Below are 19,586 nucleotides of genomic sequence, written 5' to 3'. Positions count from 1 at the left end.
CCAAGGAACTTTTCGCCGACACTTCCCCAAGGGAACCGATCTTTCAGGATCTTCGCGCGACGAGCTCGATGCCGTCGCAGACGAACTCAACGACCGCCCACGCGAGACTCTCGGATGACTCAAACCTGCCGAAGTCTTCAACAAGCTGCTGCTGGAATCAGGTGGCGCACTGACTCCTTGAACCCACCCTGCAGATTCAGTGGTGATCGAACTCACGTTCGAGTATTGTCATGGGTATGACCACATCTCTTGCTTTTAACCCGAAAGCCGCTCGTTTTTTGGATGCCGCCATTGACGAAGAACTTTCGCTTCGCCGGGCGCAGGGGCGGCAGGTGCGTTCCATAGCCGGGTTCGCCACGGCGGGCGGTTCGCGAAGATCGGTGACCGAGGAGGTCGCTTTGGCCTTCTCGGTCTCTCGCAACCACGCGTTCTTGCTGGTGGAAACCTCCTGCGCTCTGGTGACGCGGTTGCCGAACACGTTGGCGGCGCTGGAGCAGGGTGATATCGATCTGTTCAAGGCGTCGAAGGTCAGCCGGCTGACTCGCGAAGTCTCGGACGAGGTCGCCGCGCTGGTGGACGGGTTCTTGGCCGGGCGGCTCGCCGGACGGGACCCCAGGGCGATCGGCAAATCGGTGAGTTACGCGGTGCAGAAGTTCGACCCCGACGGCTACCGGGATCGGGCTGTGAAGAAACGCGCGTTACGCCATATCTCACTGGAACACGAGGACGAGACCATGTCGAAGGTGTCAGGCTCTCTGCCATCGGAGATCGCCGGCTCGATCTACGCGTCGATCAGCCGCGCCGCCCAGACTCGTCGCGCCCGGGACAAGGCCAGGACGCTGGATCAGCACCGCGCCGACATCTTCGCCGAACGATTGCTGGCCGAAGACGGGCACGGTAAACCTCGTGCGCACATCCACGTCTACGTCGACCTCCTCACCCTGACCGGTGCGCGCGAGGATCCCGCCACCTTGGCCGGCTACGGCCCCATCCCCGGCTGGCTCGTCCGCGAAATCGCAGCCGACCCCGGCTCCACCTGGTCCCGGCTGATCACCGACCCCACCACCGGACAAATCCTCGAGGCCGGCCCCGGCACTTACCGGCCCCCGGCCTCACTCGCCCGCCTCATCAAAGCCCGCGACCGGCAATGCACCCATCCAGGCTGCCACCGTCCCGCCGAATTTTCCGAAGTCGACCACATCACCAACTGGGCACGCGACGGCATCACCGACCACCACAACTGCCATGCCGCCTGCAAGATCCACAACCTCCTCAAGGAAGAACCCGGCTGGACCGCCGAACCCACCGGCAACGGGGGCACGATCATCACCACCCCCACCGGCCGCACCTACACCGCAACCCCCGAACCACTCCACGACCCACGACCGGAACCAGAGGACGACACCCCACCCTTCTGAAAGGCACCGCCGACTTCGACGAAGGTGATCAAGAGGCCACCTTCGTGGCTCGACCATGACCGCTGAGGCTCCTTGCTCGATGTAGCGGCTTCACACACTTCAACGCTCGCTCACGAGCGCGGAACAAGCCAGGCCTCCGAAAGCCATGCGCTTGCGGCGACCTCGTGCTCTCCCCCGGCTTCGGCGCGACTTCAAGCATCCGTGGCGTGTACGCGTCAGCTCGAAAGACGGACGCGACCCTGCCGCGCGGTCTCGGCGTCCGTCCAGATCACTCGAGCCGCGCGGCGATCTCCCGTGCGCAGACCAGCGCCTCATTCACTCCCGTGTCCACCTCGAAGTCGTAAACCACGCCCCGGTGCACGATCTCGGCCTGAGCCTCCGCCATTCCCCTGACCCGGTCCCCCCGCGCCATCTCCCGCCCAGCGGCCACGACGCCATCGCACCGGACCCCGACCCACAGCACCTCGAGTCCGTCCAACGCGTCACGCCACCGCTGTTGTGACGCGGCGCCACCGAGGAACGCGTCGTCGACGACGACCCGGGCCCCGGCCCGCACCATCGCCGCGACACCGGCCATCCACGCGTTCTCCAGCCGCCGGAAACCGGACCCCACGTCCACGCCACCGTCCGCCGCGAAATGGATCCCCTCGTCGACAGCGGCCGGCATGGCGTCGATCAAGGTGTCCACGCCGAGCGTGAGCCAAGGATCCGGCAGCACCGCCTGCAGACACCGGGCGATCCCCGACTTGCCAGAACTGGAGCCGCCGTTCAGCACGATCACCCTGGTCGTCACGCGAACACCCTAGGGCTCGGGCGGCCCGGGCAGGGGGTCACCTCGCTCCGCGAGGAACTCCGCGACCAGATCGACCAGGGCGGTCACCTGCTCCCCGCCACCGCGGCCGGGAAATCCAGGGTCACGCTCTTCCAGCAAACCGGATACAACGGACGTCGACACCAAAGAACCCGGATCCACCCAGTTCTGAAATCCCCGCAAGACCCGGTTTTCCGAAGCCGCGTCGAATCCGCACAGGAACACGCAAGCGTCCCGAAACGTCGCGATCCCATACACAGAAGGCCGAAAGCGGACGTCCGCCAGCCGTTCACCGATGTCCACAACCGACTATCCCACTCGGACGGCCCAATACTTTCCTCGCAACGCTTACCGACTTCGGTAGGTTACAAAAACCCTTACCGCCGCATAACTTGGTGAAATCGTTTCAGCTCGAAGCGAACTCCCCGACGCAGGCCGAAGGGCGTATTCATGCGTATGTCCAAGATCGTCGCAACGGTGGCAGGCGCCGCCGCGGCGCTGACCCTTGCCGCCACCCCCGCCGCGAACGCGGGCCAGGACATCATCGGCGGCGGCACCGTGAGCTCCGCGCCGTGGGGTGCCCAGATCTACTGGGACGACGCCACCGCGTACGGCGGCTTCAACTGCTCCGGCACGATCATCGCCCCGCAGTGGGTCCTCACCGCGAAGCACTGCCTCAACGCTCCCGGCATGCACGTCAAGGTAGGCAACGTCAACCTGAACCAGGGCACCGAGGCCGACGTCGACCAGCAGAAAGCCGCCCCGAGCGGCGACATCGCCCTGCTGCACCTCACGACCGCGGTCAACACGACGTACATGAAGCTCGGCACCGCGAACCCGGCCAACGGCACCACGAACCAGATCTACGGCTGGGGCCGCACGCAGGGCAGCAACCCGCCCTCGAGCGTCCTGAAGACCGCCAACGTCCGCATCACCGGAACCAGCAGCGACGCGTACGGCGGTCAGGCCATCGCCAGCGTCGGCATCGACGGTTCGGCGTGGCACGGCGACTCGGGCGGCCCGCAGCTTTCGAACGGCGTCCAGGTCGGTGTCTGTTCGACGGGCAGCAACTCCGGCACGAACCCGCAGGGCACCCAGAACTACGCCAGCGTCGCGGCGAGCCGCGACTGGATCCGCACCACCGCGGGAGTCTGACCTGAACGGAAAGGGACCGTTCACACCGAACGGTCCCTTTCCGCCTGCCGCGTCCGAGTCGGGCGCACTTCGACTTCGGGCCGATCATCGACACCGAACCGACCTTGTCACCCGTCCACGGTGAACTCGTCGGGCACCTGGAAGTCTTGTCCCTCGCCTCCCTTTTGACGGCCAGATCAGCCGACGCCTGTGCCGCGTCCGCGAACACCTTCTTGTCCTTGGCGCGCCGGGTCAGGTGCCGGACCGCCGGCGTAGGGGAAATCGGTACAACCATCCAAAGTGGACGCCGGTGTCGGCACGATCAGCACCCCCGCGAGGGCGAGTGGATTTCACCGAAGGTCACGTCAGCTGGTGCATCGGCCTCGAAGCCCGAAGCGCGAGAGCCGAACCGGCGGCCACGACGGCGATGATCCCGGCGCCCGCGACCAGCGTCCAGAAATCGGGGTGCACGATGGACTGCCCTCGCTGAGCCTGCCAGGTGAGCAGTACGAGCAGCCCCGCGAAGCCCACCGAAGCCGTCCGCACCAGATTCCGCCGCACGAATTCCGATTCGAGCACCGGATACCGCCGGGCGAGCCTGAGCAGCCCGAAAGCGATCAGTGGCAGCACCTGGATCGTGTGGATCCCGAAGAAGTGCGGGATCCGCATGTCACCGCCCACGGTGCTCCACCCCAGCACCGGCAGCCCCGGGCCGCCATCGGGCACGCCGACCGCGTGAGCACCGACGATCGACGGCCGTTCGCCGGAGCGGAACTGGGCCATCTGCTGTTCGTTCGGGCTGAACATCAGCAGCGCGATCCCGATGCCGGCGACCGACAACGCCGCACCCGCGCGTAACGCGGAATTCATCGCCCGGTCGGGAAGACGTTGGAACAGCAGGAGAACCGCGATGGCCGCCGTCACCGCCCAGCCGGTGAAGGCGCCGTTCGCGACCATGTTGTTGATCCACTGGTCGGCCGGGGTCTCCCGATTGAAGTGCAGGGTCCGGCCGCGGACGATGATCTGCCAGAACAACAGCGCCATGTCCATGCCGAGGCCGACCGCGAACACCGTCCCGAGCCACCAGCCGATCCGGCGCCCCTTGGTCAGCTGCCCGATCAGCCAGGCCAGTGTCACCGCGTAGAGCCCCACGGAGATCGTGAACTTGAGCGGCTTGAGCCAAATGGGCGCGTTGACGAGGCTGCGATCGTCGAAGACGAGGCCGCCGAGCGCGATCACCCCGAGTACCGCCATCGCCACGGCCAAGATCATCAACGGACGATGCGGTACTGTCCTGGATCCGTTGTCCACCATGGGTTCGAGCGTGCCGGGAAGCACCGGCCCGGACACTGGAGTACTCCCCCGGATCGAAGGTGGGGAAAGCCCTACCGCGGACCTGTGGGTAATAGTGCCGTCACCGCGACCGGCAGTTGTGCCGTTTGACCGCACTCCCCTCTTTTCTAGCGTGTCCTTCACAAGAGCAGACAGGGCGTCCCCTGGTGCTCACCGGGATTTCCAGCGAGATGAGAGGAGGTGGCCCATCAATGACCGGTACGGGATATCAGGCAGACGCAGCTGCGATGGCGCGCGCCGTCCAGGGGTTCGAGGAAACCGCGTCGAACGCCAAGACCACGATGGCCAGCTTGGAGAGCGAGCTGACCCAGACCCTGCACAACTACAAGGGTGACCAGGCGGTCGCGTTCTGGGACCTGCAGCGCCGTCTGCAGGAGAAGATGACCATCGCCGTGAACGAGCTCAACACGATGTCGCGCCTCGTGCACGAGAGCAACCGGAACTACAACTCGGGTGACGAGCAGGTCCGGGAAAGCCTCACCGGGGTCAGCGGAGTCGTCGACCAGACCGTGATCCACCGGCTGAACCCCTGATCCGCGAGAGGACCACCAATCATGGCTGACGTCGTCGAAATCAACTTCGCCGCGCTGCAGCACAGCTCGGCCTCGCTGGCCGCCAAGGCCAAGGCGCTCACGTCCCAGCTCGAACAGCTGCACACCAACCTGCAGCCGATCACCCAGACCTGGTACGCCTCCGGCAGCTCCGCCGGTGAGGCCGCCCGTGCGTCTGAGACCCGCCTGCGCCAGGCCACCGCGGACATCGTGGCGATCATCGCGCAGTTCGGTGGCAAGGTCGGCGACGCCCACGATCTCCAGCACAGCCTGGAGAACCGCAACCAGGGCCTGTTCGCCGGCTGATCCCCATCCGTCGGCCGGCCGGTGCTTTCACCCCCCTCGGCACCGGCCGGCCGGCTTTGCGCGTAGTCGTCCCTTGTAGGCATGGCCGATCACGAGAGAGCCGGGATCAATGCAAGACCAGTCGTACTACGTCCATCTGGAATCACTGAAGGACTTCGTGCGGGAACTGGAGACCCAGATCCACGCGATGTCCAAGCCGAACGACTTCCTGCTGACCCTGAGCGAACAGCCGCTGCTGTTCGGCGAGTTCGGGGAAGCGGGTTCACTCAACAAGGCGCACCAGGCGGCCGTCGCCGAGATGCAGGGCCTGCTGGACCAGGTCAAGGGCGCGATCACCTTCGCGCAGGACGTCACGACGACCGTCGCCGACGGCTACGCGGCGGCCGACGACTCGGTGGCGGGCGACATGAACCACTCGAGTCAGCAGACCGGGCTGCTCGATCCGCTGCTCAACGTCCTCGGGGGCGTGCTGGGCGGTAACAGCGGCTCGAACGGCGGGGGGCACAAGGGATGACCGACACCGCGCACACGAACTTCGCCGCGTATTCGCACCAGCAGCTCTACGCGATGCTGCAGGCGGGCGACCCCAACACGGCGCGCCACGCGGCCCACAAATGGCAGTCCACCGGCTCCGGGCTGTTCGAGCAGGCCGAGAACCTGACCGGCGAGTTGAAGGACTTCTCGGGCAGCTGGACCGGCGGCGCCGCCGACAAGTACCACACGATGATCACCGACCTGGTGGGCGGCATCCGCAAGGTCGCCCAGACCGCGCACGCGATGAACAACCTCCTCGAGGACGCCGCGGACGCGCTGGTGAAGGCCAAGAAGGAGATGCCGCCGCCGGTCGCGGTGCCGGACGTCTCCCCCGCGGACCTGGCGCTGGCCGTCAACCCGCCGCTGCTGCCCTCGGATTCGTCGCAGGCGACGATCATCAACGCCGCCCAGCAGCGGCAGCAGGCCATCGCGAACGTCGAAGCGCAGCAGCAGGCCGCGAGCGCGGCCAGTGCGGCGCACAGCAAGGCCATCGTGGTGATGACCCAGCTCGCGGGTGAGTACACCTCCGCGGAGGAGTCCATCCCGGCCTCGCCGAACGCCGTCGCCCCGCCGCCGGTCACCGGTGGTGGCTCGGCTCCGGGCGGCTCGATCGGCAACAACATCGGCGGAACGCCCGGTGTCGGTGTCGTTCCGGGCGACAACACGCATCCGCTGCCTTCGGACGGCTCGACCCCGCCCACCTCCGGACAGCCGGGCCAGGTCCCCAAGTCGAACCCGCTGTTCGGCGACATGTTCACCGCCGGTCTCGCCGCGGCCTCGGCCGCCGCGTTCGGCCGGTTCGGCTCGATCATGCCGCGGGTGCCCGCGTGGGCGAACGGCAAGAACGACGGCAAGGACAAGAACGGCGAGCCCGTGGGCGGGGGTGCCGGTGCGGCCGGCGCGACCGCCGGTGGCGCGGGCGGCGGCATCCCGATCGGCGGTGGCGGCGCGCCGTCACTGGACGGTGGTGCGATCGGCGCCGGTGGCGGGTTCTCCGGTCCCGGTGAGGCACCGGCCGCGTTCTCCGGGCTGGCGGGTGACGGCGGCTCGGGCAGCGCGATGAGCGGGCTCGCGGGCGGCGCGGCCGGTGCCGCGGGCGCGGCGGCGGCCAAGGGCGCGATGCCGATGATGCCCATGATGCCGATGGGCATGGGCGCGGGCGGCGACCTCGGCTCCGGACGGCGGATCCCGCCGTGGCTCGTGGAGACCGAGAACGTCTGGGGTCAGTCGTCCCCGGTCGCTCCCGCCGTGCTCGGCGAAGAACCCGAACAGTACTGATTTTTCTTTTCTGAACAGGAGAGGCGGCTCGGTGATGGCATCCAGTGCGGGCGGTTACCGAGTCGCCCCCGCCAGGCTCGAAGCGGCGGCGGCCGAACTCGAACAGCGTGCCGGCGTGCTCAAGACCGCGCAGACCGCGCTGGCGGGTGAGAACGTCCCCGCCACCGCGTTCGGCCAGGTTTCGGCTTCCAGCGCGGCTTCGGCGACGTACACCAAGACGATCAAGGACGTCGCGGGCAAACTCGACGGCCAGATCACCAAGGCGACGGTGATCCACCAAGGCCTGACGGCCGCGGGCGGTGGCTACCGGCGCGCCGACGTCCAGGTCGCCGCCTCGTACCGGTCGCTGATGCCGGAGAACCCGTTGCCCAAGGCCGGGAATCCGTCCGGCGTCGGCGGCGCGGCCGACACCGGCTCATGGGCCACCGCGATCGCCGAGAACCGCACGAAGGTCACCGACGCGCTGACCTCCGAACGCGAGCGGCTGGCGAACCTCCTGGCACACGGCGGAAAAGCCGACGACATCGCGAGCGCGCGCACCCGGATCGCGCTGTACGAGGACATCCTCGCCAACGACCGGCAGATCCTGCGGTTCGACCCGTCCGGTAACGGGCGCATCGTCGAACTGGTCGGCCGCATCGAGCCGGGCACCCGCAACGTCGGGTTGTTCGTCCCCGGCGTCAACACCTCGTTCGACAACTTCCAGAGCTACGCCGACCTCGGCAAGAGCCTGGTCGCCGCGGACGCCACCGGGCGGACCGCGATGGTGGTCTGGGCCGACGGGGTCTTCCCCCAGAACGTCGTCACCGAAGGTCCGGCCGCGCACTACGCGCAGACGATGGCGCCCGATCTCAAGGCGTTCGGCGACGAACTGCGCGGCCAGATCGACAGCCACGCCGGTCCGGGTGTCGTGGTCACCGCCGTCGGGCACAGCTACGGCGGCGCGACCGTGGGGCTCGCCGAGCAACTCGGGCTCAAGGCCGATCAGGTGCTGCACGTCGAGTCCGCGGGCATGGGACACGGGATCTGGAGCCCGAGCGACCTCCCGGCCAGCCAGGCCGGTGTGCAGCGGTACTCCATGACGGCCCCCTTCGACCCGATCGTGGTCGCGCAGGGCAACGCGGGCCTCATCGAATGGCTCGGCGCCGGGCACGGAGCGGACCCCGACCGCTTCCCCGGCGTCGTCGAACTGGAAACCGGCCGTGACGCGAACGGCGATCTGCAGTGGGGCTTCGATTCCCACAGCGGTGTGCTCAAGCCGGGTTCCGATTCCTGGAACAACATCTACGGTGTGATCACGGGCGGCGCGGTGACGCATGAGGGCTTCACCGGCGGCTCGCTGCGCGAGATGGTCATCGAAGGCGTCGGCCGAGGCTTGTGAGGGGTTTGTGATGATCACCAGGAACACCGAACTCGACCCGCTGGCCGAAGACCTGGCAGCGGTCATCGACGGCGTCGCGGGCACCTTCGGCTCCACCGCGGAACGCACCGTGGAGGGCGAACTGGACTGCGACCCGACCCAGCCGGGCCGGTTGCTCTGCTGGCAGTACGGCCTCCGCGTGGACGACGCGTCCGACGCGATCCGCAAACTCGTCGACGTCGTCCTTCCCCTGCTGGAAAGCCAGGGCTGGCGGACGCGAGACCGCAGCAACCCGCGTGAGCTGATCGCGCAGTTCAGCCGCGACGGCGCCGACTTCAACGTGCATGTCTCCCGCGCCGGCGACGGCGTGGCCATCGTGGGCTCGACGGCCTGCGTATCCGTCCCCTAGTGTCCTGCGTCGGAAATGCGGTGCGTATATCGGTGGATCCAGGTTTCTGACGGCAAGGCGCCGGTTCGTCCTCGTACCGGGTTGTACTCGGGCGGACCGGCAACGCAGCCGTCAGGAAGCTGGGCCGCCGAGATACGCGCCGGATTTCCGACGCAGGACACTTACCCCCAGGGGGTCGCGAAAGACCTCGTGAGCGGCAGTGGTGTCCCCCAGTACATCGCTGCCGCTCACGAGGCGCGGAACCGCGAAGGCTTCCAGCCCCGGCGCTTGCCCCGCCGGACCGCGGCCACCACCACGCCCGCCGCGATGGCGACGGCCACCCCGACGATGGCGAGAACGCCGGAAACCTTGTCCGCCCCGGTGGGAGCAGGCGCCGCCGCCGGGACGACGAAGGTGTCCGGGCCGGCGCTCGGCGGTCCTCCCGGGCCGGGCGTATCGGCCGGAATCGAGGCGGAAACGGCGGCGTAGGCGTCGATCGCGCCCCAGCCCCGCCGGGGATCGTGACCGCCGCCCGGGCCCCGGTGCGCGGTCAGCGTCAGCCGGGCGACGACCTGCTCCGGCGACAGCTCCGGGTGATACGCGCGCACGAGCGCGGCGACACCGGCGACGTGCGCGGCGGCCAGGCTCGGGTCGCTCACCGGCCACCGGTGCGCCACGGTCCCGCCCGCGCCCGCGGACGTGCTGACCAGTTCGGCACCGGGCGCGGAAATCCCCACGTAGGCACCGGATTCCGTCTGCACCGCCTGGCCGGTCTGGTTGGTCGAACCCACGGCGAGCACACCAGGGGTCGCGGTCGGGTAGGACGTCTGGCCCTGCTGTGTCCCCGCGGCCGGAGAGATGATCAGCGCGCCTTTCTCCTTGGCGCGTGAGACGGCACCGGTCAGCGCGGGGCTGTCGGAAGCGGCCGGGACGGCGATGAGCATGATCCCGGCGCCGCGGTTCAGCGCCGTTTCGATGGCGGCCGCGAGCTGCCCGGGATCACCACCGCCGTTCACCTGGGTGTAGCGGATCGGCAGGATCTTGGCGCCGGGTGCGATGCCGGTGAACGTCGTGGACGGATCCGGCTGCGCGCCGACGATCCCGGCGGCGATAGTGCCGCGGCCGTCGCAGTCCTCGGTCTCGGTGCCCTGCCCGCCGACGAGCTGACCGGGCGCGAACTGGCCGTTGCCGCGGTCGACGCCGGTGCCGATCACCGCGACCAGCTGGCCGGTGCCGCGGGACAGCGGCCAGATCCGCACGGGATCGATCAGCCGCTGTCCCCACGGGACGGCCGCGGTGTAGGTGCCCGTCGGGTTCGCGCACTGCTCGGCGACCGCCGTCGACGGGACGGGAGTGCCGAGCAGTGCCATGAAGGCCACGCATCCCGCGACGGCACTTTTACCGGCAAAGCCCACCATTCCTCCAGAATCCCCTTGTCACACAAGGGAATTCTAATGCCGGAGGTCAGCGCAGGTCCATCCCGAGGTCGAGCGCGGGCGAGGAATGGGTGAGCGCCCCGACGGCGAGGAAGTCCACACCGGACTCCGCGTACGCCCGCGCGACGTCCAGCCGCAGACCGCCCGAGGATTCCAGCCTGGTCTTCGGCGAAACCTCGTCGCGCCTGTCGACGGCCTTCGCGCATTCGTCGGGCGTGAAGTTGTCCAGCAGCACCTCGTCGGCGCCCGCGGTGAGCGCCTCCTCCAACTGGGCCAGGTCGTCGACCTCGACCTCGCAGTGCAGTTCGGGCGCGTGCTCGCGCGCGGCCGCGAGCGCGGCGGTCACCGAACCGGCGGCGACCACGTGGTTGTCCTTGATCAGCACCGCGTCGCCGAGCCCGAGCCGGTGATTGACCCCGCCGCCCGCGCGGACGGCGTACTTCTCCAGCAACCGCAGTCCGGGCAGGGTCTTGCGGGAATCCCTGACCCGGCAACCGGTTCCCTCCACGGCGGCCACCCAGGCGGCGGTCGCGGTGGCGATGCCGGACAGGTGGCACAGCAGGTTCAGCGCGGTGCGTTCGGCGGTGAGCAGGCCCCGGACCGGACCGCGGACGACCAGCGCGGGCTCGCCGGCGGTCAGCCGGTCGCCGTCGTCACGGGCGGCCAGGATCTCCAGGTTCGAGCCGAGCACGACGTCGAACACCGCCAGCGCCACCGGGATCCCGGTGACCACACCGGCCGTCCTCGGCGTGAGTTCGGCCAGCGCGCGAGCGGATTCGGGCACCGTGGCGTTCGTCGTCGCGTCGGGCCCGTACCGCAGATCCTCGGCCAACGCCGTCGTGACGACACGGTGCGCATCGGCGACGTCGAGGCCGTGATCGGCCAGCGCCTTGGTGACCCACGGGGAGAATTCGCTCATGCCACACCCTCCAAAGCGATCGGATCGGCCAGCACCGGCTGCCCCGACGGGCTGAGCCGGATGAGCTGGCCGCGTTGCCAGACGTTGTCGTCGCGTTCGGGGAAATCGGTCCGCACGTGGCAGCCCCGGGACTCCGTCCGGCGCGCGGCCGCCGCGACCAGTGCCTCCGCCACCAGCGTGAGCGCCGCGTCCTCGACGATCCGGGGCGTCCACAAAGGACTCTCGACCACCGAAAGATCCAGCACCGAGCCGACGACCGCCAGACCTTCCGCGTCCCGGCCGATCGCGGCGTAGCGGCTCATCGCCCGCTGCAGCGCGTCACGGTCGGCCACCGGGACGGTCGCCCGGTGCGCGAGCACACCACGGCGAGGATCACCGAGCTGTCCGGTGGCGAGGTCCGCGGCGACCGCCTCGGCCACCCGCCGCCCGACGACCAGGCCTTCGAGCAAACTGTTGGAGGCCAGGCGATTCGCCCCGTGCAGGCCGGTCCTCGCGACCTCGCCCGCCGCGTAGAGACCACGAACACCGGACCGTCCGTCCACAGTGGTCACCACACCACCGCAGGCGAAATGCGCCGCGGGCGTGACCGGGATCGGATCCTTCGCCGGGTCGAGCCCGAGCGCGGCGCACGCCGCGTGCACGGTCGGGAACCGCTTCGCGAACCCGGAGATCCCTGTGGCGTCAAGGAAAACATGATCGTCGACGCCGCCGGGCAGCTGCGCCATCCGGCGCGTGATCGCCGCCGAAACGACGTCCCTGGGCGCGAGATCACCGAGCGGGTGAACCCCACTCATCACCGAAGCGCCCGTCGCGTCGTGCAGGGTCGCGCCCTCGCCGCGCACCGCCTCGGTGACCAGCGGGAGGCGGCCGCGCGCGCCGGGAGTGAACAGGACCGTCGGATGGAACTGGACGAACTCGACGTCCGCGATCTGTGCCCCCGCGCGCAACGCGAGCGCCAGCCCGTCCCCTGTGGCGATCTCGGGGTTCGACGTCGCCTGGTAGAGCTGCCCCAGCCCGCCACTGGCCAGCAGCACCGCCGGCGCCCGGACGGCCCCCGGCACACCGTTGTGGTCCAGGACGGTCACGCCGACGACCTCGCCCGAAGGCGTGCGGATCGCGTCGACGGCGATGTGGTGCTCCAGCACCGGGATCCGATGGCCACCGGCCTTCGCGACCAGCGTCCGCTCGACCTCCGCGCCGGTCGCGTCGCCACCGGCGTGAATGACGCGGAACGCGCTGTGCCCGCCTTCCCGCGTGCGGGCGAGTTCGGTCCGCCCTTCGGCCACCGGGTCGAAGCGGGCGCCCTGGGCGCGCAGCCTGGCCACCGCGGCCGGTCCGCCCGCGATGATCGAGCGGACGGCGTCCTCGTCGCAGAGCCCGGCACCGGCGGTGAGCGTGTCCTCGGCGTGCCTGCCGACCGAGTCGCCCCGCTCGTGTTCACCCTCCAGCACGACCGCGACCCCGCCCTGGGCCCAGCGGGTGTTCCCGTCGGAGACCGCCGCCTTGGTGACCACCAGGACGTGCAGTCCGAGTTCCTGGGCGCGCAGCGCGGCGGTGAGCCCGGCCACTCCGCTGCCGATCACCACGAGATCGGCGGCGGCCTCCCAAACAGGGTTGGTTTTCGCCTGAAGGGCGGTAACCGGGCCGGTCATTCTCCGCCGCCAGGCTGCCCGATCTCGATCATGCGCTGCACGGAAGCGCGGGCACGGGCGGCGGTCCCGGCGTCGACGTGGACCTCGTCGGCCCCCTCGCGCAGCGACCGCAGCAGGGCGGCGGGCGTGATCATCTTCATGTACCGGCATGACGCCCTGTCGTTCACCGCGCGGAAGTCGATCTCCGGCGCGGCCTTGCGCAACTGGTGGATCATCCCGATCTCGGTGGCCACGAGCACCGACGTCGCCTTGGTGTCGCGAGCGGCGTGGACCATGTCGCCGGTCGAGAGGATCTTGACCCGCTCGGGGGCGACGGCGCCCTCGCCCGCGAGGTACAGCGCCGACGTCGCGCAGCCGCATTCCGGGTGGATGAACAGGTCCGCGTCCGGGTTCTCCGAGGCCCGCTCGGCCAGCTCGGCACCGTTGATCCCGGCGTGCACGTGACACTCCCCGGCCCAGACGTGCATGTTCTCCCGGCCGGTCACCCGCTTGACGTGCGCGCCGAGGAACTGGTCCGGAAGGAACAGGACTTCCTGGTCAGCGGGGATGGAGGCGACCACGTCGACGGCGTTCGACGAGGTGCAGCAGATGTCGGTCTCCGCCTTGACCTCGGCCGTGGTGTTCACGTAGGACACGACGACCGCGCCGGGGTGCTCGGCCTTCCAAGCGCGCAGTTCGGCGCCGGTGATCGAGTCCGCGAGCGAACAACCGGCCCGCGCGTCCGGGATCAGGACCGTCTTCTCCGGCGCCAGGATCTTCGCCGTCTCGGCCATGAAGTGCACACCGCAGAAGACGATGGTGGACGCGTCGCTGCTCGCCGCGATCCGGCTGAGCGCGAGGGAATCGCCGGTGAAATCGGCGATGTCCTGAATCTCGGGGACCTGGTAGTTGTGCGCGAGCAGGACGGCGTCACGCTTGCGAGCGAGGCTCCGCACCTCCTCCGCCCAAGCCGCGTCGGCGACGACGCCACCGTAGGGAGTCAGGTCGTTCTCAAACGTGATCGTCATCGTTCTGGCCCTCCGGACCGATTTGTCCACTCCCGGTTTTCGCCTTACAATCGAAAACCGTGCGAAGTCATCTTAACACCCAGACCCCCCTCGCCCACGAGGTTTTGGGAGCGGTCCTGCAAGTGCGCTCGGACACACTCCGGGTCCTGCTGTGGCGGCGCGCGCTCGATCCCCATCTGGGCCGCTGGTCCCTTCCCGGCGGCAGGCTTCGTCCGGATGAAGACGTCGAGGCGTCCATCCGGCGGCAGCTCGCAGAGAAGGTCGACGTACGCCAGTTGAAGCATGTGGAGCAACTGGCGGTCTTCAGCGCGCCGGACCGGGTGCCGGGCCCGCGCGTCGTCGCGACCGCGTTCCTCGGCCTCGTTCCGTCCGATGTGGACCCGGAGATCCCGGAAGACACCCAGTGGCACGACGTGTCCGAGCTACCGCGGACGGCGTTCGACCACGAGTCGATCATCCTGCGCGCGCGGGACCGGCTCCGCTCGAAGCTCTGCTACACGAATCTCGGGTTCGCGCTCGCCCCGGAAGAGTTCACCGTTTCGGCGTTGCGGGGGCTGTACTCGGCTGCGCTGGGTTACCGGGTGTCCGCGACGAACCTGCAGCGTGTGCTGTCCCGGCGCGGGCTTCTCCTCCCCACCGGCCACACCGCCCCGCCCGGGCGCAGTGGCGGACGTCCGGCGGCGCTCTTCTCCTTCGCGGGCAAGGGGATGCAGATCACCGACCCGTTCGCGGTGTTCCGTCCGCCCGCCGGGAAGTGACCGTCCTGCGAAGTCCTCCCGGCCCCCGTACCTTGAACGGGTGACCGAGCCGAGCGAGGAGTCCACCGGGAAGGCGATCTTGCCGCTGTTCCCGCTACAGACCGTGCTTCTGCCCGGAACACACCTCCCGTTGCACATCTTCGAACCGCGGTACCGGCAGCTCATCGCCGACCTCGTCGGCGAGGTGGTCCCGGACCGCGAGTTCGGGGTCATCGCGCTGCGTTCGGCGATGATCAGGGAGGTCAGCGGGCCCGAGCACGTCCACGAAGTCGGCTGCAGCACTGTGCTGCGCGAGGCGAAGCGGCTGCCGGACGGCAGATTCGACGTCGTCACCACCGCTCGGCGCCGGTTCCGGCTGCTGGAGATCGACCGCGTTTCCGCGCCGTACCTGATCGCCTCGGTCGAGTGGGTGCCCGACGACCGGGTCGCCTCGGTGCACGGCGACACCGTGGCCAGGCTCGCCGACGTCGCCAAGGCCGCGCACCGGCGCTACTGCGAGTCCGCCTGGAACGCCGACGACTGGACCACACCACCCGAGGACGGTGACATCGCGGCGCTCGCGTACCGGCTCACCGCGGACTGCCTGCTCCCGCTGGAAGACCGCCAGCGCCTGCTGGAGGAGACCAACCCGCTGCGACGGTTGCGGATCGCGTGCCGGCTGCTGACGCGGGAGGCCGGGTTCCTCAGCACACTCGGCGCGGTACCGATGCCGCCGGGGGAACTCGGCGAGTTCACGCGCCCCTCGAACCTGAACTGATGACGTCGTGAGTGGTAAGGACGGTTAGAACCGTCCTTACCACTCACGAGACCCACTACTTGCCGGACTCCGGTCCCTTCTCAGTACCGAACTTGCTCCACACCTTGCCCGCCGCCCCGGACACCGCCTCGCCGACGTCGCTGAACACCTTCGTCAGCGGATCGGCCGAGCTGTTCCAGGAGTCCTTGTACGACTTCGCGGCCGATTTCAGGTCGTCGGTCCAGTTGGACGACGGCGCGTCCTCGTCACGGCGCGGGTACTCGCCGGCCAGGATCCCCCGGTACTCCTCCGACGCGGCCCACTTCTGCAGTTGCGCGGCGCGCACGACGGCCAGCGGATGCGACATCGTCTCGACGTAGCGCAGCTTGAGGTAGCTGTCGCGGATGTCCTCCACCGACTCGTACTCCGACGCCTGCTGCAGGAAAGCCGGGATGTCGATCTTCGACGGGTCGATCCCGCCCGCGACCAGGATCTGCGAACGCAGCGCGGCCGTCGGGTCCTGCGAGCACAGCAGCCCCGCGCGGTCACAGGACAGTTCGGCCTTGCGGTACCACTCGCGCAGCGCGGCGATGACGACGCGGATGCCGATCGCGCTCACCGGCGTCCACGACATCGACATCTGCAGGCCGATCAGCCGGATCATGATCGTGCGGTACACCGCGTGCCCGGACAGCACGTGCCCCATCTCGTGCCCGATCACGAACCGCAGCGACGCGAGGTCCATCGCCTCGACGGCCGCGGTGTTGAGCACGATGAACGGCTCGTCCATCCCGATCGTCTGCGCGTTGACCTCGGGACTGCGGGCGACGAACAGGTTCGGCACGCGGTCGAGATCGAGTGTTTCGGCGCATTCGTTGCGCAGCCTGTCCAGCTCCGGATACTGCTTCGGGCCGACGCGGATCGCGGACGCGAGTGCCATGAGCCGCTCGCCGCGTTCGGCGTAGAAGCCCGAAACCGCCTTCACGACCTGCGCGAACCCGGGAACGGCGCGCAGCGTGGCCAGTGCGCCGCGGTCGACGGGGTGTTCATACGCGCGCGGGCTGATACCCGGGAAGCGGACGGCGTTGTGCCGGGAAACCTCGATGTCGTCGGTCAAGAGAAAGTCCCCCCTTGCCCCCGCCACCACCCTCAACGGAGGCGCTCGCGCCCAGTATTGAATCCAGAGAAGTTGCCGCCCACCCTAGAGGAAATTCGTCAGCCGAGGCGGCGACCCAGGTCTTCCCGTCCGTTCCACGCGGTCAGCAAGGTGTAGGCCAGCGTGGTCATCAGAGGCGCGGCGAGCAGGATCCAGGGCGATTCGATCTGCGGCGCCTTCGCGATGACGTCGCCGACGGCGGGCGCCGCGGCGATCTCGTAGCGGCTGTTGGCGAACGAGACGCCCATCGTCGTCCCCAGCCAGCCCGCGAGGGTCGCGCCGCCGGTCGCGGCGATCAGCACGACCGGGCCGCGACGCTCCCGCAGCAGCCAGGTCACGATGCCGATCAGCAGCCCGGCGCCGAGTGCGAGGAAGCCGTAGACGGCGAGGTCGTCGAAGCGGTGCCAGCTCTCCAGCTCCAGCGAGGCGAGTCCGCCGCGGTCGTTGATCACCCGCATCCGCTGTGGCGGCGCGAGCCGCGACCACAGCCAGGCCAGCGGGAAGCCGAGCAGCCCCGCCGTGGACAGGACGCTGACCGCCGGCAGCAGATCGGCCTTGACGACGACCTTGGGGTGCGGACGGCGCGGCTTCGGCAGCACAGGTACCGACCAGGGGTCGGGCACACTGGAAGACAGGTGCGCCGGTTTACCCGTCGTCTCGCCCAACCCCGGACTCCTCCCTCGAGCTGCTTGTGCAGAGCGTAACCAATGACGCCCGCAGCGCACGCGACCCGGCACCGAATCGCGGAAAGGCGTCAGCCGGTGAGTTCACCGTGACGGCTGCACCGGGCCGTCCAGCCCACCGGGGTGATCTGGACGACCATCCGCCGCGCGCAGTACGCGCAGTAGCGCGGCGGTTCGAGTGCCGTTCTCGGGTTGTGGCAAGCCGGATGTTCCGCGCCGCCGTCGGACGGCTGTCCACAGTGGACGCAGAACGCCGGTTGGTCAGAGGACGTCACTGATCGCCTTCACCGGCATCTTCAGCTCGTCGAGCATCTCCAGGTCCGCGGTGGCCGGGCGGCCGAGGTTGGTCAGGTAGTTGCCGACGATGATCGCGTTGATGCCGCCGAGCATGCCCTGCTTGGTGCCCAGGTCGCCGAAGGTCAGCTCACGACCACCGGAGAAGCGGAGCAGCGGACGGGGCATCGCCAGCCGGAACGCGGCCACGGTGCGCAGCGCGTCCTTGCCCTCGACGACCTCGTACCCCTCGTACGGCGTACCCGGCTGCGGGATGAGGAAGTTCATCGTGCACTCGTCCGGGTTCAGCTCGGCCAGCTGCGCGGCGAATTCGGCGCGCTGCTCGATGCTCTCCCCCATTCCGATGATGCCGCCGCAGCAGACCTCCATGCCCGCCTCGCGGATCATGCGCAGGGTCTCCCAGCGCTCTTCCCACGTGTGCGTGGTGACGACGTTCGCGAAGTGCGAGCGCGCGGTCTCCAGGTTGTGGTTGTAGCGGTGCACGCCCATCTCGACGAGTTCGTCGACCTGCTCCTGGGTGAGCATGCCGAGCGAGCAGGCGATCTGGATGTCGTTGCCGTCCTCGCGGATGGCCTTGATCCCCTCGCGGACCTGCGAGAGCAGCCGCTTGTCAGGGCCGCGGACGGCGGCGACGATGCAGAACTCGGTCGCGCCGGTCTCGGCGGTCTGACGGGCGGCCTTGACCAGGCCCGGGATGTCCAGCCACGCCGAACGCACCGGCGTCGGGAAGCGGCCGGACTGCGAGCAGAAGTGGCAGTCCTCCGGGCAGCCGCCGGTCTTGAGGCTGATGATGCCCTCGACCTCGACCTCGGGGCCGCACCAGCGCATCCGGACCTCGTGGGCCAGCGCCAGCAGATCGGTCAGGTGGTCGTCGTCGAGCCGCAGGACTTCGAGGATCTGCTCTTCACCGAGCCCGACACCGCGCTCGAGGACCTGTTCACGCGCCACGGTGAGGATGTCGACGGTCTCCGGGGCAGTGGTCACGAGGCGGCTCCTGTTCGGGGTGGGGCGGTGAAGCAAAGGCACATCATCGTGCACGACCGGGCGCCTCGGCCACAGCGACGCAGGTCACTTCTGGGCAGACGCGCGGCCGGCGAAGCATTCCGGGTCGAACTCCCCGCCGAACCACGGCGAGAGACCGGCCCTGGCCCGCTCGGCGAACTCCTCGGGCCCGGCCGTGCCCAGCCCGGCGGGCAGCACTCCCAGCAGCGGGGCACCGGCGGCGACCGGCAGGTCCCGCAGATTCGACACCGCCGCCAGATCCGGCTCGGCTGGCCACGATCCGATGATCACCCCGGCCACGGTGAGCCCGCGTTTGGTCGCGACCTCGGCGGTCAGGGCGGTCGCGTTGAGCGTGCCCAGCCCGGCCTCGGCGACGATGATGACCAGCGCGCCCAGCGACCACGCGACGTCGGCCAGCGTGGCCCCGTCGGCGTCGAACCGGACCAGCAGGCCGCCCGCGCCCTCGATCAGGGTGAGGTCGTGCTCGCCGTCGAGGTCGCTCGCCGCGGCGGCGATCTCGCTCGGGGCCAGCGTCGGCAGTCCCGAGAGCCTGGCCGCCGCCTCCGGCGACAGCGGATCCGGATATCTCCGCAGCTCACGGGTGGTGACCGGACCGGCGAGACGGAGGACGTCGGCCAGGTCGCCGGGCTCGTCCGGGCCCACTCCGGTCTGCGCCGGTTTCAGCACGGCGACACGCTGGCCCTGACCGGCGGCCAGAGCGGCGATGGCGGCGGTGGAGATCGTCTTGCCGACACCCGTACCGGTGCCGGTCATGACCAGCATGCTCACGTGAGAACAACTTAGTGGGTC

The 19,586-nt window shown here is 69.3% G+C and carries 22 protein-coding genes and 1 pseudogene; 11 read left to right on the top strand and 12 right to left on the bottom strand.

Annotation, left to right across the window (positions count from 1 at the left end; translation table 11 throughout):
• Positions 1-4: 4 nt before the first annotated feature.
• Together H074_RS41460 and H074_RS10040 are read left to right on the top strand one after the other, a co-directional pair.
• Positions 5-118: pseudogene (locus H074_RS41460) on the top strand (IS30 family transposase); the annotation flags it as partial.
• 262 nt (positions 119-380) lie between these two features.
• Positions 381-1,418, top strand: a complete 1,038-nt coding sequence (locus H074_RS10040) for an HNH endonuclease signature motif containing protein (RefSeq protein ID WP_007029911.1) — start codon at positions 381-383, stop codon at positions 1,416-1,418.
• Between the two features lie 268 nt (positions 1,419-1,686).
• Here H074_RS10040 and cpt read toward each other — a convergent pair whose 3' ends face one another.
• A complete protein-coding gene (gene cpt, locus H074_RS10035) occupies positions 1,687-2,211 on the bottom strand; it encodes a chloramphenicol phosphotransferase CPT (RefSeq protein WP_007029910.1) in 525 nt (174 codons plus the stop codon).
• Positions 2,212-2,220: 9 nt separating this feature from the next.
• A complete protein-coding gene (locus H074_RS41455; RefSeq protein WP_235096715.1) occupies positions 2,221-2,373 on the bottom strand; it encodes a hypothetical protein in 153 nt (50 codons plus the stop codon).
• 312 nt (positions 2,374-2,685) lie between these two features.
• Here H074_RS41455 and H074_RS10025 point away from each other — a divergent pair, with 312 nt between their 5' ends.
• Positions 2,686-3,384: a S1 family peptidase gene (locus H074_RS10025; protein WP_007029908.1), complete on the top strand. Its 699-nt coding sequence runs from the start codon at positions 2,686-2,688 to the stop codon at positions 3,382-3,384.
• 339 nt (positions 3,385-3,723) lie between these two features.
• Here H074_RS10025 and H074_RS10020 read toward each other — a convergent pair whose 3' ends face one another.
• The gene (locus H074_RS10020; RefSeq protein ID WP_039922106.1) at positions 3,724-4,677 is read right to left on the bottom strand and encodes a hypothetical protein; all 954 of its coding nucleotides are present in this window, start codon (positions 4,675-4,677) and stop codon (positions 3,724-3,726) included.
• A gap of 230 nt (positions 4,678-4,907) precedes the next feature.
• On the opposite strand from H074_RS10020, the gene H074_RS10015 reads away from it, so the two are divergent.
• The 6 genes from H074_RS10015 (at position 4,908) to H074_RS09990 (ending at position 9,154) form a co-directional block, all read left to right on the top strand.
• Positions 4,908-5,249 carry a WXG100 family type VII secretion target gene (locus H074_RS10015; protein ID WP_076153289.1) on the top strand — a complete coding sequence of 114 codons (342 nt, stop codon included), beginning with the start codon at positions 4,908-4,910 and terminating at the stop codon, positions 5,247-5,249.
• A 21-nt stretch (positions 5,250-5,270) separates the two neighbouring features.
• Positions 5,271-5,573, top strand: a complete 303-nt coding sequence (locus tag H074_RS10010; RefSeq protein ID WP_005155348.1) for a hypothetical protein — start codon at positions 5,271-5,273, stop codon at positions 5,571-5,573.
• Positions 5,574-5,682: 109 nt separating this feature from the next.
• On the top strand, positions 5,683-6,087 hold the full coding sequence (locus tag H074_RS10005; RefSeq protein WP_007029905.1) for a hypothetical protein: 405 nt from the start codon (positions 5,683-5,685) through the stop codon (positions 6,085-6,087).
• Positions 6,084-7,385, top strand: a complete 1,302-nt coding sequence (locus tag H074_RS10000; RefSeq protein ID WP_007029904.1) for a WXG100 family type VII secretion target — start codon at positions 6,084-6,086, stop codon at positions 7,383-7,385. Before H074_RS10005 ends, H074_RS10000 begins: the two co-directional genes overlap by 4 nt.
• 34 nt (positions 7,386-7,419) lie before the next feature.
• Positions 7,420-8,766: an alpha/beta hydrolase gene (locus H074_RS09995; RefSeq protein ID WP_007029903.1), complete on the top strand. Its 1,347-nt coding sequence runs from the start codon at positions 7,420-7,422 to the stop codon at positions 8,764-8,766.
• A 10-nt stretch (positions 8,767-8,776) separates the two neighbouring features.
• Entirely contained in the window at positions 8,777-9,154 is a 378-nt protein-coding gene (locus H074_RS09990; protein WP_007029902.1) for a hypothetical protein, read from the top strand.
• A 227-nt stretch (positions 9,155-9,381) separates the two neighbouring features.
• Here the strand turns inward: H074_RS09990 and H074_RS09985 are convergent, their stop codons facing one another.
• From H074_RS09985 to nadA, 4 genes are read right to left on the bottom strand one after another with little or no spacing between them, the layout of a single operon-like run.
• Entirely contained in the window at positions 9,382-10,551 is a 1,170-nt protein-coding gene (locus H074_RS09985; protein ID WP_039922015.1) for a S8 family serine peptidase, read from the bottom strand.
• 46 nt (positions 10,552-10,597) lie between these two features.
• Positions 10,598-11,488 (bottom strand): carboxylating nicotinate-nucleotide diphosphorylase, encoded by an 891-nt coding sequence (nadC, locus tag H074_RS09980; RefSeq protein ID WP_007029900.1) that lies wholly within the window; start codon positions 11,486-11,488, stop codon positions 10,598-10,600.
• Positions 11,485-13,140, bottom strand: coding sequence for an L-aspartate oxidase (locus H074_RS09975; protein WP_007029899.1), 1,656 nt, complete (start codon positions 13,138-13,140; stop codon positions 11,485-11,487). The genes nadC and H074_RS09975 overlap by 4 nt, the downstream gene beginning before the upstream one ends.
• Entirely contained in the window at positions 13,137-14,147 is a 1,011-nt protein-coding gene (gene nadA / locus H074_RS09970; RefSeq protein ID WP_007029898.1) for a quinolinate synthase NadA, read from the bottom strand. Before nadA ends, H074_RS09975 begins: the two co-directional genes overlap by 4 nt.
• Positions 14,148-14,269: 122 nt before the next feature.
• Here nadA and H074_RS09965 point away from each other — a divergent pair, with 122 nt between their 5' ends.
• A complete protein-coding gene (locus H074_RS09965) occupies positions 14,270-14,905 on the top strand; it encodes an NUDIX hydrolase (RefSeq protein WP_007029897.1) in 636 nt (211 codons plus the stop codon).
• A gap of 40 nt (positions 14,906-14,945) precedes the next feature.
• Complete coding sequence (locus H074_RS09960; protein ID WP_007029896.1) at positions 14,946-15,662, top strand: LON peptidase substrate-binding domain-containing protein; 717 nt, start codon at positions 14,946-14,948, stop codon at positions 15,660-15,662.
• 55 nt (positions 15,663-15,717) lie between these two features.
• Here the strand turns inward: H074_RS09960 and H074_RS09955 are convergent, their stop codons facing one another.
• The 5 genes from H074_RS09955 to bioD form a co-directional block, all read right to left on the bottom strand.
• Entirely contained in the window at positions 15,718-16,758 is a 1,041-nt protein-coding gene (locus H074_RS09955) for a M48 family metallopeptidase (protein ID WP_007029895.1), read from the bottom strand.
• Between the two features lie 98 nt (positions 16,759-16,856).
• Positions 16,857-17,462, bottom strand: coding sequence for a DUF2567 domain-containing protein (locus H074_RS09950; protein ID WP_007029894.1), 606 nt, complete (start codon positions 17,460-17,462; stop codon positions 16,857-16,859).
• Between the two features lie 89 nt (positions 17,463-17,551).
• The gene (bsaP, locus tag H074_RS09945; protein WP_039922013.1) at positions 17,552-17,755 is read right to left on the bottom strand and encodes a biotin synthase auxiliary protein BsaP; all 204 of its coding nucleotides are present in this window, start codon (positions 17,753-17,755) and stop codon (positions 17,552-17,554) included.
• Positions 17,742-18,758 (bottom strand): biotin synthase BioB, encoded by a 1,017-nt coding sequence (bioB, locus tag H074_RS09940; protein WP_007029893.1) that lies wholly within the window; start codon positions 18,756-18,758, stop codon positions 17,742-17,744. Before bioB ends, bsaP begins: the two co-directional genes overlap by 14 nt.
• An 84-nt stretch (positions 18,759-18,842) precedes the next feature.
• The gene (bioD, locus tag H074_RS09935) at positions 18,843-19,565 is read right to left on the bottom strand and encodes a dethiobiotin synthase (RefSeq protein WP_007029892.1); all 723 of its coding nucleotides are present in this window, start codon (positions 19,563-19,565) and stop codon (positions 18,843-18,845) included.
• Positions 19,566-19,586 lie beyond the last annotated feature (21 nt).

Origin of the sequence: Amycolatopsis decaplanina DSM 44594 (assembly GCF_000342005.1) — a bacterium.
Taxonomy (GTDB): domain Bacteria; phylum Actinomycetota; class Actinomycetes; order Mycobacteriales; family Pseudonocardiaceae; genus Amycolatopsis; species Amycolatopsis decaplanina.
This window is presented reverse-complemented; position numbering and strand designations above follow the sequence as displayed.